The sequence below is a fragment of the Mesorhizobium caraganae genome, assembly GCF_016836705.1.
GTDB lineage: Bacteria > Pseudomonadota > Alphaproteobacteria > Rhizobiales > Rhizobiaceae > Mesorhizobium > Mesorhizobium caraganae.
The window spans coordinates 803,784-815,882 of the sequence record NZ_JAFCGY010000001.1 but is presented as its reverse complement, the minus strand read 5'-3'; the positions used below and the strand labels follow the sequence as shown (position 1 = coordinate 815,882).

At 62.8% G+C, this 12,099-nt stretch carries 16 protein-coding genes; 6 read left to right on the top strand and 10 right to left on the bottom strand.

Annotated features, from left to right (window positions below):
• Nucleotides 1–29 precede the first annotated feature (29 nt).
• From trxA to JQK88_RS04085, 4 genes are all read left to right on the top strand, one after another.
• Complete coding sequence (trxA, locus tag JQK88_RS04100; protein WP_023672297.1) at nucleotides 30–353, top strand: thioredoxin; 324 nt, start codon at nucleotides 30–32, stop codon at nucleotides 351–353.
• A gap of 186 nt (nucleotides 354–539) precedes the next feature.
• Entirely contained in the window at nucleotides 540–821 is a 282-nt protein-coding gene (locus JQK88_RS04095) for a cupin domain-containing protein (RefSeq protein WP_023681396.1), read from the top strand.
• 73 nt (nucleotides 822–894) lie between these two features.
• Nucleotides 895–1,143: a plasmid stabilization protein gene (locus tag JQK88_RS04090; RefSeq protein WP_112560027.1), complete on the top strand. Its 249-nt coding sequence runs from the start codon at nucleotides 895–897 to the stop codon at nucleotides 1,141–1,143.
• Complete coding sequence (locus JQK88_RS04085) at nucleotides 1,140–1,553, top strand: PIN domain-containing protein (protein ID WP_203277549.1); 414 nt, start codon at nucleotides 1,140–1,142, stop codon at nucleotides 1,551–1,553. Before JQK88_RS04090 ends, JQK88_RS04085 begins: the two co-directional genes overlap by 4 nt.
• A 4-nt stretch (nucleotides 1,554–1,557) precedes the next feature.
• On the opposite strand, the gene JQK88_RS04080 is transcribed toward JQK88_RS04085, so the two are convergent.
• The 6 genes from JQK88_RS04080 to JQK88_RS04055 form a co-directional block, all read right to left on the bottom strand.
• Nucleotides 1,558–1,977 carry a VOC family protein gene (locus tag JQK88_RS04080; protein WP_203277548.1) on the bottom strand — a complete coding sequence of 140 codons (420 nt, stop codon included), beginning with the start codon at nucleotides 1,975–1,977 and terminating at the stop codon, nucleotides 1,558–1,560.
• A 26-nt stretch (nucleotides 1,978–2,003) separates the two neighbouring features.
• Nucleotides 2,004–3,329 (bottom strand): bifunctional folylpolyglutamate synthase/dihydrofolate synthase, encoded by a 1,326-nt coding sequence (locus JQK88_RS04075; RefSeq protein WP_192255425.1) that lies wholly within the window; start codon nucleotides 3,327–3,329, stop codon nucleotides 2,004–2,006.
• A gap of 127 nt (nucleotides 3,330–3,456) precedes the next feature.
• On the bottom strand, nucleotides 3,457–4,374 hold the full coding sequence (gene accD / locus JQK88_RS04070) for an acetyl-CoA carboxylase, carboxyltransferase subunit beta (RefSeq protein WP_192255426.1): 918 nt from the start codon (nucleotides 4,372–4,374) through the stop codon (nucleotides 3,457–3,459).
• A 48-nt stretch (nucleotides 4,375–4,422) separates the two neighbouring features.
• Complete coding sequence (gene trpA / locus JQK88_RS04065) at nucleotides 4,423–5,262, bottom strand: tryptophan synthase subunit alpha (protein ID WP_203277547.1); 840 nt, start codon at nucleotides 5,260–5,262, stop codon at nucleotides 4,423–4,425.
• A 2-nt stretch (nucleotides 5,263–5,264) separates the two neighbouring features.
• On the bottom strand, nucleotides 5,265–6,515 hold the full coding sequence (trpB, locus tag JQK88_RS04060; RefSeq protein ID WP_192255428.1) for a tryptophan synthase subunit beta: 1,251 nt from the start codon (nucleotides 6,513–6,515) through the stop codon (nucleotides 5,265–5,267).
• A 28-nt stretch (nucleotides 6,516–6,543) separates the two neighbouring features.
• Complete coding sequence (locus JQK88_RS04055) at nucleotides 6,544–7,203, bottom strand: phosphoribosylanthranilate isomerase (RefSeq protein ID WP_203277546.1); 660 nt, start codon at nucleotides 7,201–7,203, stop codon at nucleotides 6,544–6,546.
• Between JQK88_RS04055 and JQK88_RS35960 the strand changes: the two genes are divergently transcribed.
• Complete coding sequence (locus JQK88_RS35960) at nucleotides 7,126–7,533, top strand: hypothetical protein (RefSeq protein ID WP_246749772.1); 408 nt, start codon at nucleotides 7,126–7,128, stop codon at nucleotides 7,531–7,533. The two genes, JQK88_RS04055 and JQK88_RS35960, sit on opposite strands and share 78 nt — an antisense overlap.
• 286 nt (nucleotides 7,534–7,819) lie before the next feature.
• Here JQK88_RS35960 and JQK88_RS04045 read toward each other — a convergent pair whose 3' ends face one another.
• The 4 genes from JQK88_RS04045 to JQK88_RS04030 all read right to left on the bottom strand — a co-directional run bounded on the left by JQK88_RS04045 (nucleotide 7,820) and on the right by JQK88_RS04030 (nucleotide 11,220).
• Nucleotides 7,820–8,578 (bottom strand): M48 family metallopeptidase, encoded by a 759-nt coding sequence (locus JQK88_RS04045; protein ID WP_203277544.1) that lies wholly within the window; start codon nucleotides 8,576–8,578, stop codon nucleotides 7,820–7,822.
• A 119-nt stretch (nucleotides 8,579–8,697) separates the two neighbouring features.
• Nucleotides 8,698–9,183 carry a DUF2852 domain-containing protein gene (locus JQK88_RS04040; protein ID WP_192255437.1) on the bottom strand — a complete coding sequence of 162 codons (486 nt, stop codon included), beginning with the start codon at nucleotides 9,181–9,183 and terminating at the stop codon, nucleotides 8,698–8,700.
• 117 nt (nucleotides 9,184–9,300) lie between these two features.
• Complete coding sequence (locus JQK88_RS04035; RefSeq protein ID WP_203277543.1) at nucleotides 9,301–10,443, bottom strand: benzoate/H(+) symporter BenE family transporter; 1,143 nt, start codon at nucleotides 10,441–10,443, stop codon at nucleotides 9,301–9,303.
• 6 nt (nucleotides 10,444–10,449) lie between these two features.
• The gene (locus JQK88_RS04030; protein WP_203277542.1) at nucleotides 10,450–11,220 is read right to left on the bottom strand and encodes an alpha/beta hydrolase; all 771 of its coding nucleotides are present in this window, start codon (nucleotides 11,218–11,220) and stop codon (nucleotides 10,450–10,452) included.
• Nucleotides 11,221–11,439: 219 nt separating this feature from the next.
• Between JQK88_RS04030 and infC the strand changes: the two genes are divergently transcribed.
• Entirely contained in the window at nucleotides 11,440–11,976 is a 537-nt protein-coding gene (gene infC / locus JQK88_RS04025) for a translation initiation factor IF-3 (RefSeq protein ID WP_112559872.1), read from the top strand.
• Nucleotides 11,977–12,099: the final 123 nt, after the last annotated feature.

The window sequence follows — 12,099 nt, the reverse complement described above, 5'->3', positions numbered from 1 at the left end:
TGCGAGATAAATTTCGAAAGGATTTTCGCATGGCCACCGTCAAGGTCGACAAGAGCAATTTCCAGGCCGATGTGCTCAACGCCTCGCAGCCCGTCGTGGTAGATTTCTGGGCGGAATGGTGCGGCCCGTGCAAGATGATCGGCCCGTCGCTGGAAGAAATCGCCAATGAGCTCGGCGACAAGATCAAGATCGCCAAGCTGAACATCGACGAGAACCCCGAGCTTGCCGCGCAGTTCGGCGTGCGCTCGATCCCGACGCTGATGATCTTCAAGGGCGGCGAAGTGGCCGACATGAAGGTCGGTGCGGCGCCGAAGACCGCGCTGTCGCACTGGATCAATGGCAGCCTCGCCTGATCTTTTTTAGGCAATCCCGGACAGAAAACCGCTTCACACTTTTCTTGGAATTGCCCTAGCAGAACTCTCGATATCGAAGCCCGGCCTCGCGCCGGGCTTTTTCTTTGGCGTCATCGCCCAACCGCCTCTGGCCCTCGCATAGGCGCACTCCATGTCATCTGCTTGAGGCAGGACAGGAGAGACAGAATGACCGGATCCGCCAAGGCCACCGTCTTCATCGACAATGAGCGCGTCATCGTCACCGAATACCGCTTTCAGCCGGGCGACAACACCGGCTGGCATCGACATGGCCACGACTATGTCGTGGTGCCGCTGATGGACGGCAAGGTGAAGCTGGTGACCAAGGATGGCGAGTCCTTCGCCGAGATGAAAAAGGGCGCCCCCTATTTCCGCAAGGAAGGCGTCGAACACGACGTCATCAGCGCCAATGACGGCGAATACGCCTTCATCGAGATCGAACTGAAATGATGGCATGCCATCGCCTGCCATCTTGATGGCAGGCCCTGATGAGGCTATATCTTTCCTCAAAAGGGAGTTTGAAATGGCCGAACCCCAGCTTTCAGTCCGCAGCGCAAAAGCACGTGATCTTGCGCATCGACTCGCTCGTCGCGAAAACCGCTCAATAGCTGATATCGTCGAACGCGCTCTCGAATCCTACGAGATTCGCGAAGCCGGGCGAGAACCGGCATCCGCCTTCTACTCCCGTCTGACGGCAAGCATTGGCGTCGACATCGATCTGGAAGAAATCATCCGGGAAAGCCGCAAGGTCCATACAGGGCCGGAGCTTTGATTTTCGTCGACACCAATGTGATTTCGGAGACCCTTGGAAAGACGCCTGACGCGGCTGTCATGGCTTGGCTGGTCCGCAACGATGCTGAACTGGCTCTTCCCACGGTGGCGATTGCCGAAATCGCTTTCGGCATCCAAAAGATACGACCTGATGAGCGCGCCGACCGCCTGGAGCAAGGTCTCTCTCAATGGCGCCATCGCTTTGCCGACCGCATTTTTGGGCTGACTGAGGAGGCGGCTCTGGCTTATGGCGAGATTATGGGAACCGCCACCCGCCAAGGCCGAGGCATGTCGGCACCCGACGGCATGATTGCAGCGATAGCACGCGTGAATGGCGGTCGGCTGGCAACGCGCAATCTGAACGACTTAGGCCCGGCCAACCTCGAGCTGATCTCGCCTTGGGATTTCTAGAGCATTACCAGTCGGCTATGCGGTCGCCACCGGTGAATTGTGCGCTTTTTTCGGTGTATTCGAACAGCTCGATCTTCACGCCGTTGGGGTCGCGGATCCAGGCCTGAAAGGTGTCGTCGCAGGCGTGTTTCTTGGCCGTAACGTCGACGCCGTTCGACTTGATGTGGGTAATCGCAGCGTCGATGTTTTCCACCTCAAGGCAAAAGTGGTTGATCTGGTTCTGCTCGCTGTATGCAGTGCCGTTCTTCTGGAACACCTCCACATGGCTGCGGCCGCCGCAATTGAGGTAGAAGCCGAAGACCTTGCCGTCGCGCAGGAAATTGAACTGGGTGTCGAGGCCAAGCACGTCGCGGTAGAAGGCTCGCGTCGCTTCCAGATCATGCGCGAAGATGCAGACATGGGCGAGCTGCTTGACCTTGATCATGACTGTTCCTTGCGTGGGTCGGGTGCTCAGGTCGGCGGCGTCTCGTTTTCGGCCAACACCGCGCCGGCCAGATACAATGACCCGCCGATCAGGATGCGTGGCGCCGGGCCATCCCAGGTGTCGCGCAGCAGCATCAGCGCGCTGGCGACGGAGCTGACCGGTTCGGCGGTGAGACCGGCTTCCGTCGCGCGGACCGCCAGCTCGTCATTCGGCACGCCGGCGTCGCTGAGGCTGACAGGCACTGTGTAGACGTGACGGACCAGACCCTTGAAGGCGTGGAAATAGCCGCTCTGGTCCTTGGTGTTGATCATGCCGGAGATCAGGAACAGCGGCCTCGGGTTTTTTTCCTCCTGCTCGGCCAGTGCCTCGGCAATGACCATGCCGGCACCCGGATTATGGCCGCCGTCGAGCCAGATGTCGGCACCCTTGGGCGCCAGTTCGGCCAACCGACCCTGTGCCAGCTTCTGCATGCGGCCCGGCCACGCGACGGTGGCCATCGCCTTTTCCGTGGCACGGTGGCTGATCTCGAAGCCGGCGGCCTTGACTGCGGCAATCGCTGCCGCCGCATTGGCGAACTGGTGGCGTCCGGGCAGGCGCGGCGGCGGCAAATCCATCAAGCCGTCCTCGTCCTGATAGACCATGCGGCCGTTTTCCTCGAAGGCGAGGAAATCCTGACCGTAGACGAAGGTCGGGCAATCCAGCCGCTCGGCGGTTTCGATCAGCACCTGCAGCGCCGTCTCGCTCTCCTGCGCGCCGATGACCACCGGGCAGCCGCGCTTCATGATGCCGGCCTTTTCGGCGGCGATCAGTTCAACCCGGTCGCCGAGATAGGCTTCGTGGTCCATCGACACCGGCATGATCACCGACACTGCCGGCCGGGTGACGACATTGGTGGCGTCGAAGCGGCCGCCAAGGCCGACCTCGATGATGGCGGCAGCCGCCGGATGCTCGGAAAACAGGATGAAGGTGACGGCAGTGAGGATTTCGAAGACGGTGATCTTCTGGCCTTCATTGGCCCGTGCGACGCGGGCGATGGCCTCGGCAAAGGTCTCGTCATCGACCAACCTGCCGCCACCCTCGGCCGCTAGCCGGTAGCGCTCGGCCCAGTTCACCAGATGCGGCGAGGTGTGAACATGGACGAGATGGCCGCCGGCTTCGAGCAGCGCGCGCGAAAAGGCCGCGCACGAGCCCTTGCCGTTGGTGCCGGCAATGTGGATGACCGGCGGCAGCCGGTCCTGCGGATTGCCGAGGCGTTCGAGCAGCCGGGTGATGCGGTCGAGCGAAAGGTCGAAGCCTTTCGGATGCAGCGCCATCAAGGCGTCGATTTCGCGGTCTGCGGCAAGTGTGGTCATAAGGGAATCCTACCGCATGAGCCCAAAAACACGAATCGGTTTTCGGAAAGGATCATGCGTAACAAGAAGATACCGCGCGAAACATCGCGCGCAATCACTGATAGCGGCCAGGAATGTCGCGTCAGGCCTAAGGCCGGGCTTCCATCGGGATCACGGCCGGCGGCAGGATTTCCGGCTCCAGCGGCTTTTGCTCGGGAACCTTGAGCAGCATCTTCAACAGCCGCGCAATCGTTCCGCGCAGTTCCAGCCGCGACACCACCATGTCGACCATTCCGTGCTCCATCAGATATTCGGAGCGCTGGAAGCCGTCCGGCAGTTTTTCCCGGATGGTCTGCTCGATCACGCGCGGGCCGGCAAAGCCGATCAGCGCACCGGGCTCGGCGATGTGGACGTCGCCCAGCATGGCATAGGAGGCGGTGACGCCGCCAGTGGTCGGATTGGTCAGCACGACAATGTAGGGCAGGCCGGCTTCCTTCAGCCGATCGAGGCCGACCGTGGTGCGCGGCAATTGCATAAGGGACAGGATGCCCTCCTGCATGCGGGCGCCACCGGAAGCGGCGAACAGGATCAGCGGCCGCTTGCGCTGCAGGGCGACCTCGAAAGCATGCACGATGGCGTCACCGGCGGCCATGCCGAGCGAGCCGCCCATGAAGGCGAAGTCCTGCACCGTCACCACCACCGGCAGGCCTTCGACCGTGCCCAGCGCGTTGACGATGGCATCTTCCAGGCCGGTCTTGGCCTTGGCGTCCTTCAGGCGGTCTGTGTAGCGCTTCTCGTCGCGGAACTTGAGCGGGTCCTGCATGACCTTGGGGTTCTCAAGCTGCTCGTATTTGCCGTCGTCGAAGAAGAACTTCAGCCGTTCCTTGGCCGAGATCTTCATGTGATGGCCAGAGGACGGGATGACGAACTGGTTGGATTCCAGGTCTTTGTGGAACACCATCTCGCCGGTCTCGGGATCCTTGATCCAGAGATTCTCCGGCATGTCGGTGCGCCGGCCGAGCATCGAATTGATCCTCGGGCGAACGTAGTTGGTGATCCAGTTCATCGCTTCGGCTCCTGTCCTGACGAAGAGTTGGGTAAAGAGGTAGGAGAACTATTCGGCAGCAGCAAGGCGGGCCGAACGCACGCCTTGCGACAGGCCGCTGACCAAAGTGGCGACGGCCTCGGCCGGATCGGCGGTCTTTTCGCCCTTCGGCCCCAGCACATTGGCCACCGCATTGACGATGGCGGTGCCGACGACGACGCCGTCGGCATTGGCGCCGATGATGCGCGCCTGCTCGGCGGTCTTGACGCCGAAACCGACGCAGACCGGCAGGTCGGTGTGACCTTTGATGCGTTTGACCGCCGCCGCGACCTTGCCGGTATCGGCCAGAGCCGAGCCGGTGATGCCGGTCATCGACACGTAATAGACGAAGCCCGACGTGTTCTGCAGCACTTTGGGCAAGCGCTTGTCGTCGGTGGTCGGCGTCGCCAGGCGGATGAAGTTGACGCCGGCCTTGAGCGCGGGAATGCAAAGTTCCTCGTCCATCTCCGGTGGCAGGTCGACGACGATCAGCCCATCGATGCCGCTGGCGATCGCGTCCTTGAGGAAGCGGTCGACGCCGTAGATGTAGATCGGGTTGTAGTAGCCCATCAGCACGATCGGCGTCTCGTTGTCGCCAGCGCGAAAGTCCGCCGCCACCTGCAGCGTCTTGACCAGCGTCTGGCCGCCTTTCAGCGCTCGCAGGCCCGCTGCCTGGATCGCCGGACCGTCGGCCATCGGATCGGAAAACGGCATGCCCATTTCGATGATATCGGCGCCGGCCTTCGGCAGCGCCTTCATGATCGACAAAGCGGTGTCATAGTCCGGGTCGCCGCTCATAAAATAGGTGACGAGCGCCGGGCGGCCTTCGGCTTTCAGTTTTGCCATGCGGCGGTCGATGCGGGTCACCATGATCAGATCTCCATGCCCAACATCGAGGCCACCGTGTGCACGTCCTTGTCGCCACGTCCCGACAGGTTGACGATGACGATCTGGTCCTTGTCCATGGCGGGCACGATCTTCACGGCATGGGCAATGGCGTGCGCGGATTCCAGCGCCGGGATGATGCCTTCGACGCGCGTCGTCAGCTTGAAGGCTTCCAGCGCCTCGTCGTCGAGGATCGGCACATATTCGACGCGGCCCGAGTCACGCAGCCAGGAATGCTCGGGGCCGACGCCGGGATAGTCGAGGCCAGCCGAGATCGAATGACCGTCCAGGATCTGGCCGTCGGCATTCTGCAAGAGATAGGTGCGGTTGCCGTGCAGCACGCCGGGCGCGCCGGCGTTCATCGAGGCGCAATGCTCGATGCCGTCGAGGCCGCGGCCGCCGGCTTCGATGCCGATGATGCGAACCTCCTTGTCGTCGAGGAAGGGATGGAACAGGCCGATGGCGTTCGAGCCACCGCCGACGGCAGCAATGATGGTGTCCGGCAGTCGGCCTTCCTGCTCGAGTATCTGGGCGCGCGCCTCGGTGCCGATGACCGACTGGAAGTCGCGCACCAGCTCCGGATAGGGATGCGGGCCGGCGGCGGTGCCGATGAGGTAATAGGTGTCCTCGACATTGGTGACCCAGTCACGCAAGGCCTCGTTCATGGCGTCCTTCAGCGTGCCGTGGCCGGCGGTTACCGGACGCACTTCGGCGCCGAGCAGCTTCATGCGGAAGACGTTGGGACTTTGGCGGGCGACGTCGGTGGCGCCCATATAGACGACGCAGGGAAAGCCGAAGCGCGCCGCGACCGTGGCTGCCGCCACGCCGTGCTGGCCGGCGCCGGTCTCGGCGATGATGCGCTTCTTGCCCATGCGCTTGGCCAAAAGGATCTGGCCGAGGCAGTTGTTGATCTTGTGCGAACCGGTGTGGTTCAGATCCTCGCGCTTGAAATAGACCTTGGCGCCGCCCCCGAGGCCCTTCGCCGAGGAAACCTCACGAAGATGTTTTGTCAGCCCTTCGGCGAAATAGAGTTTCGACGGCCGCCCGGCATAATGGGTCGACAGATCGGTCAGCTCGGCCTTGAAGTCCGGATCGTTCTTGACCTCGTTCCAGTGCCGCTCGAGGTCGAGGATCAGCGGCATCAGCGTCTCGGCGACGAAGCGGCCGCCGAAAATGCCGAACATGCCCTGCTCGTCGGGTCCGGTGCGGAAGGAATTGGGTGTCGCCGGCTGGTCCATCGCCGATCTCCTGGTTCGAAAGAATTATTCAGGCGGCGCGGTCGTCGCGCGCGGCCCTGACTGCCCGGAAAAACTGCTCGATCAGCGCCGGATCCTTGACACCCGGAGCGCTTTCCACGCCCGACGAAATGTCTATTGCGGGCGGATTGGCTGACCTCAGTGCGTCGCCGATATTGGCGGCGTTGAGCCCACCGGAAAGCATGTAATCGAGCCCGGCGTCAAGGCCGGCCAGAATGCGCCAGTCGAAGGCGACGCCATTGCCGCCCGGCAGTTGCGAGCCTTTCGGCGGCTTGGCATCGAACATGAACCGATCGGCAATGCCGATGAACGGCTTTATCCGGTCGAGATCGGCGGCCTCGCTGACCGAGAACACCTTGACCACCGGCAGGCCGTAGCGGGCTTTCACCTCGGCTACTCGCGCAGGCGTTTCAGCGCCGTGCAACTGAAGCATATCGGGCCGCATTTTCTCGACGATCTCGTCCAGAAACGCGTCGTCTGCATCGACCGTCACGGCGACCGCCTTGGCCTTTCCGATCGCCGACTGGCGCAGGCGGCCGGCTTGCGCAGGCTCGACATAGCGCGGGCTCTTGGCGAAGAAGATGAAGCCGACATGGCTGGCACCGCCGGCCAATGCCGCGGCCATTGCCTCATCGGTCTTCAACCCGCAGATCTTGATGTCGAGCGCCATGGCGCGGGGATTGGCACGAAAAGCGCCAAGAGTCGAGAAAAAGCATGCTGTTTGCCGGCAACGCCAAAGGCGCTACCTATTGATGGACAAGCCAAGGCGGGAGCAGATGATATGGCCGACCAGAGGATAGCCGAACTCAGACAGAAGATTGCCCAGGCGCGCGATGTCATCGCCCATCTGATAGACAAAGCTGCCTTCGACGGCGCGGAAGCGCACCGGGCGCTGGATTATTTCGGCAGCGATGAATTCGAGCAGAACTTCCTGCCATGGCCGCGCCATGGCGATGAAGGACTGCGGCCGGAGGAGCTTAACGCGGCGAATGATGATTGAAGGCTTCTAGGGCGGCCCCTTCGTCATCCTAGGGCGGAGCGGCGCGAAGCGGAGCGCAGACCCTAGGATCCATGCCGGGTCGCCAGCCAAAGAATGCAGCGGCGCAGAATAGTTGTGTTGTTACAACGACCGGCTCTGGTGCACCCCAAAGGTCTGCACCGGTGCTACGCTCATAGGTTATGGCATGGATCCTAGGGTCTGCGCCGCGTCGCTTCGCTCCTTGCTTCGCCCTAGGATGACGAAGTTGAGATGGCTTCGCCAACCCCAATCGCTTGTGCTATCAGGCTCAATCAAAAACAATCGCCTGCAGCGCGCTGCCGTTGCGCTTCAGCCAGTCCTTGCAGCGGTCGGTGTCGGGGCAGAGCTGTTCGCACAGTTTCCAGAATTTCGGGCCGTGGTTCATCTCCTTGAGATGCGCCACCTCATGCGCGACGAGGTAGTTTATGACCGGCGTCGGCGCCATCATGATGCGCCAGGAGAAGGACAGGTTGCCGTCGGAGGTGCAGGAACCCCAGCGGCTCGACGTGTCCTTGAAGCGGATCGCCTTGGCGCGCTTGCCGAGCGCCTCGGTGTGCTTGACCACCAGCTTCTCGATCTCCTTCTTGGCCTCGCGCTTGAGGAAATCGGCGATGCGGCGCGGCAGATGTATGCGCTCGCCATGCACGATCAGCAGCGGGCCGCGCTCGTCGCGCGAGACGGTGACGGTGCCGCGTTTCGCCGGTTCATGGACGATGCGATGCGCCACGCCGCGGATCGGGACCTTGATGCCCGGGCGCACCTGCGGCCGTGTCGGTACCTTGGCCAGCCGCTGCTCCAGCCAGTCCTGGTGGCGGTGCAGGAACTTTTCCACCTCGCCGCGGCGCAGGCCCGGCGGCACGGTGATGCGCAGGCCCTGGCCGCCGGAATCGATGCGCAACGTAAGCCGCCGTGCCCGGGCGCTCTCGACGATCCTGAGCGGCAGCGTGCGGCCGGCAACGACATGCTCTCGCTCTTCGACGGGCGAGGGCTTTGGTTTGGTCAGGTTGCGAAAGAAGCCGAAGGACATGGCTGAACGATACGCGATTCGAGGAAAACGGCCAGTAGAGCGAACGTGAAAAGAGAACAAAAAAGAAACGGCGCCGCTTGCGCGACGCCGTCTGTCATGCGGAGACCTGTCGCAGGATCTCAGTCGTCAAGCAGGTTCGGGCCCTTGCGCTTGGGGGTCGCGGGCTTGGTCGCTTCGGTCGTGCCCGTGGTCGTCGGTGCGGTCGACTTGTTGCGGTTGGCCATGAAGCGGTCGAACTCGTCCTGGTCCTTGGCGCGGCGCAATTCGCGGGCATAGTCGTCGAATTCGCTCAGCATCTCGTCGAGCTTGCGGCGCTCTTCGGCGAGGCGCTCGAGCTCCTTCTCGCGCCAGTCGTCGAAAGCAACGTTGCCCGTGCGAGCCGAACCATGGCCCCAGCGCGCGGCCTTGTCGGAACCGCGGCGGCAGCCGGCGAAGATGCCGTCGGTGGCGCGGTTGACGTCGCGCTTGAAGCCGTCAAGCCGGTCGCCCCAGATTATGTAGGCGAGCATGGCGAAGCCAAGCGGCCAGAACACCATGAAGCCGATCACCATCAGCGCGATGGTCGCCGGCGTCCAGGCCGGGCGGATCAATGCGGATGTGTTCATTTTCTCCCATTCCTTCGGTTGGAGACAGCCAAGAACGGCTGCGTCGAATCGAGATGGGAAGACAAAAACGGCGATTCAAGACAATGCCGGCCAAAACCGGACAAGAGTCTGAAATGATTATCGCTTTTTGAATGCTTCGAGGAAAAGCACGACCAGTCCGGCGACCAGGCCCCAGAAGGCGGCGCCGACGCCGAACAAGGTCAACCCTGAAGCGGTGACGACGAAGGTGACCGTGGCGGCCATGCGCTGGCCCTCGTCCTTGAGCGCGATCGACAGCGCGTTGGCGAGCGACCCCATCAGCGCCAGGCCGGCGACCAGCACGATCAGGCTCTGCGGCAGAACGGCGAAAATCGCCACCAGCGAGGCGCCGAAGATGGCGAAGACGAGATAGGCCAGAGCGTAGAACGGGCCGGTCTTCCAGCGCTCGGCGGGGTCCGGATGGACATCCGGCCCGGTGCAGATCGCCGCCGAAATCGCCGCCAGATTGGTGGTCGAGCCGCCAAACGGCGCCGACAGCAGCGAGAACAGGCCGGTGACGCCGATCAGCGGGCCGGGTTCGGGGTGATAGCCGGCGGCCCGCAGCACAGCCAATCCCGACAGGTTCTGCGAGGCCATGGTGACGAGGTAGAGCGGCAGCGCCAGGCCGATGATAGCCGCAGCGCTGAAATGCGGTGCAATCAGCGTCAGCGTCGACAGTTCCGGCGCCGGCAGGCCGCCGACACGGCCGGTAAGGAAGGCGGCAATGCCGCCGCCGATCAGCACCGTCAGCACCGACAGCGCCGGGTTGAACAGGCGAATGACGAAGAAGGCCGCGATCAGCGGCAGGATCAGCCAGGGGTCGACGGAAATGGTCTTGACGGCATTGAGTGCGAAGGTGACGACGATGCCGGCCAGCATGCCGGACGCCACCGAGGCCGGTATCCTCGATATCAGCTGGGTCAGCGGCTTGAACAGGCCGGTGGCTATCAACAGGATGCCGGTGACGATGAAGGCGCCGACGGCATCGGCCATGGTAAAGCCGCTCGATGCCGCCATCAGCGCCAGACCAGGTGTCGACCAGGCGGTGATAACAGGCATTTTCGTGCGCCAGGACAGCCACAGGCACTCGATCGCCATCGCCAGGCACAGCGCCGTCACCCAGCTCGCGGTCTCGGCCTGGGTGGCGCCAACCGCCTTGGCGGCGGCAATGACGACGGCCAGCGTGCCGCCGAAGCCGACGATTGCCGCGACAAAGGCGGATATCGGGATGGAAATGCGCATTCTAACCTAACCCGCCCGCTGGACCATGTCGCTCACGGCTCTCAGCAGCATGTCGAGATCCTGCGGCCGTGACAGGCGGTGATCGCCATCGGGAATGAGCGACAAGGTCACGTCGTCGGCCGGCAGCAGGGAGACCAGCTTCAGCGCATGGCTTGCCGGCACGTCCGCATCGGCCAGACCCTGCAGGATGTGGACAGGGCAATGGGTGTCGATCGGCCCGGTCATCACCCGGTTGTTGCGGCCGTCCTCGATCAGAGCGCGCGTGTAGATGTAAGGGTCGGCGGAATAGTCCGACGGCTCCTCGAAAAAGCCCTTCTTCTTGAGGTCGCGCTTCTGTGCCGCGGTTAGCGCCGGCTCGACCAGTTCGTTGGTGAAATCCGGCGCCGGGGCGAGCAGTACCAGGCCGACGACACTGGTGTCGCCAGCCTTGCGCAGTTCCTGCACCATGCGCAGCGCAATCCATGCGCCCATCGAGGAGCCGACCAGCACCTGCCTGCCCTTGGTGAAACGGCGGAAGACGGCGAGGCTCTCGCCGAGCCATTTCGAGATGGTGCCGTCGGCAAACGCGCCGCCCGATTCCCCATGGCCGGAATAGTCATGGCGCAGGAAAGCTCGGCCTTCGCGGGCTGCCCAATCAGACAGCGTCTCGGCCTTCGTGCCCAGCATGTCGGATTTGTAGCCGCCGAGCCAGACGATGCCGGGCGTCGCGCCCGCCTCATGGCGCACCGCGATGCTGATTCCCTGGATATCCAGCGCGGTCGGGGTGGTCGCGGTCATGGCGATCTGTCAGTCCTGATTTTCCTCGCCGGTCTTTTGGCACAGGCAAAGGCGAAGCGGAAAGTGCCCGCTATATCCTTTGTTTGGTGCAGGCCAGCGTTCAGGGTGATTTTCCGTCAGCGCTGTGCTATTGACTCCGCCCGCGCGCTCACCACATTGGCGCGTCCCGAATATTTCTAGACTTGAACCCTGAACGAAACGGCCAAGGAGACCACGACCATTCGCAGACCTTTCAAAGCAGCGGCGCCCACCAAGGATGGCCCGCGCTCCAACCGTGATATCCGGGTTCCCCGGGTCCAGCTCATCGACGCCGAAGGCCAGAACCGAGGCGATGTCTCCATCAACGACGCATTGCTGCTCGCCGAAGAGGCCGGGCTCGATCTGGTCGAGATATCGCCCAATGCGGTGCCGCCTGTCGTAAAAATCCTCGATCTCGGCAAACTGAAATACGCCAACCAGAAGAAGGCGGCCGAGGCGCGCAAGAACCAGAAGGTCATCGAGATCAAAGAGATCAAGATGCGCCCGAACATCGACAGCCATGACTACGAGACCAAGATGAAGGCCGTGCGGCGCTTCTTCGAGGAAGGCGACAAGGTCAAGCTGACGCTGCGCTTCCGCGGCCGCGAAATGGCGCATATGGAACTCGGCATGCAGCTCCTGAACAAGGTGCGCGAGGAAGTGTCGACCATCGCCAAGGTCGAAGCCGAACCGAAGCTCGAAGGCCGCCAGATGATGATGGTGCTGGCGCCGCGCTAGAATCTCTTTGTTTTGAAGCAATTCCTGGAATTGCTTTGGATCACGTTGTGTTCAGGCGTGGCGTCGCGCTCTAAATCCGCCTGAATCATGGCCCACGGCGTCCCGGCGATCGGCGGGACGCCT

What these genes read in the sequence shown, in the direction of transcription:
- trpB (WP_192255428.1), bottom strand. Translation starts at nt 6,515, where the DNA reads ATGGACCAGCCGGCGACACCCAATTCCTTCCGCACCGGACCCGACGAG.
- JQK88_RS04035 (WP_203277543.1), bottom strand. Translation starts at nt 10,443, where the DNA reads ATGCGCATTTCCATCCCGATATCCGCCTTTGTCGCGGCAATCGTCGGC.
- JQK88_RS04055 (WP_203277546.1), bottom strand. Translation starts at nt 7,203, where the DNA reads ATGGCGCTCGACATCAAGATCTGCGGGTTGAAGACCGATGAGGCAATG.
- JQK88_RS04075 (WP_192255425.1), bottom strand. Translation starts at nt 3,329, where the DNA reads ATGACCACACTTGCCGCAGACCGCGAAATCGACGCCTTGATGGCGCTG.
- trpA (WP_203277547.1), bottom strand. Translation starts at nt 5,262, where the DNA reads ATGGTGACCCGCATCGACCGCCGCATGGCAAAACTGAAAGCCGAAGGC.
- JQK88_RS04090 (WP_112560027.1), top strand. Translation starts at nt 895, where the DNA reads ATGGCCGAACCCCAGCTTTCAGTCCGCAGCGCAAAAGCACGTGATCTT.
- JQK88_RS04030 (WP_203277542.1), bottom strand. Translation starts at nt 11,220, where the DNA reads ATGACCGCGACCACCCCGACCGCGCTGGATATCCAGGGAATCAGCATC.
- accD (WP_192255426.1), bottom strand. Translation starts at nt 4,374, where the DNA reads ATGAACTGGATCACCAACTACGTTCGCCCGAGGATCAATTCGATGCTC.
- JQK88_RS04080 (WP_203277548.1), bottom strand. Translation starts at nt 1,977, where the DNA reads ATGATCAAGGTCAAGCAGCTCGCCCATGTCTGCATCTTCGCGCATGAT.
- JQK88_RS04045 (WP_203277544.1), bottom strand. Translation starts at nt 8,578, where the DNA reads ATGTCCTTCGGCTTCTTTCGCAACCTGACCAAACCAAAGCCCTCGCCC.
- trxA (WP_023672297.1), top strand. Translation starts at nt 30, where the DNA reads ATGGCCACCGTCAAGGTCGACAAGAGCAATTTCCAGGCCGATGTGCTC.
- JQK88_RS35960 (WP_246749772.1), top strand. Translation starts at nt 7,126, where the DNA reads ATGGCTGGCACCGCCGGCCAATGCCGCGGCCATTGCCTCATCGGTCTT.
- JQK88_RS04040 (WP_192255437.1), bottom strand. Translation starts at nt 9,183, where the DNA reads ATGAACACATCCGCATTGATCCGCCCGGCCTGGACGCCGGCGACCATC.
- JQK88_RS04095 (WP_023681396.1), top strand. Translation starts at nt 540, where the DNA reads ATGACCGGATCCGCCAAGGCCACCGTCTTCATCGACAATGAGCGCGTC.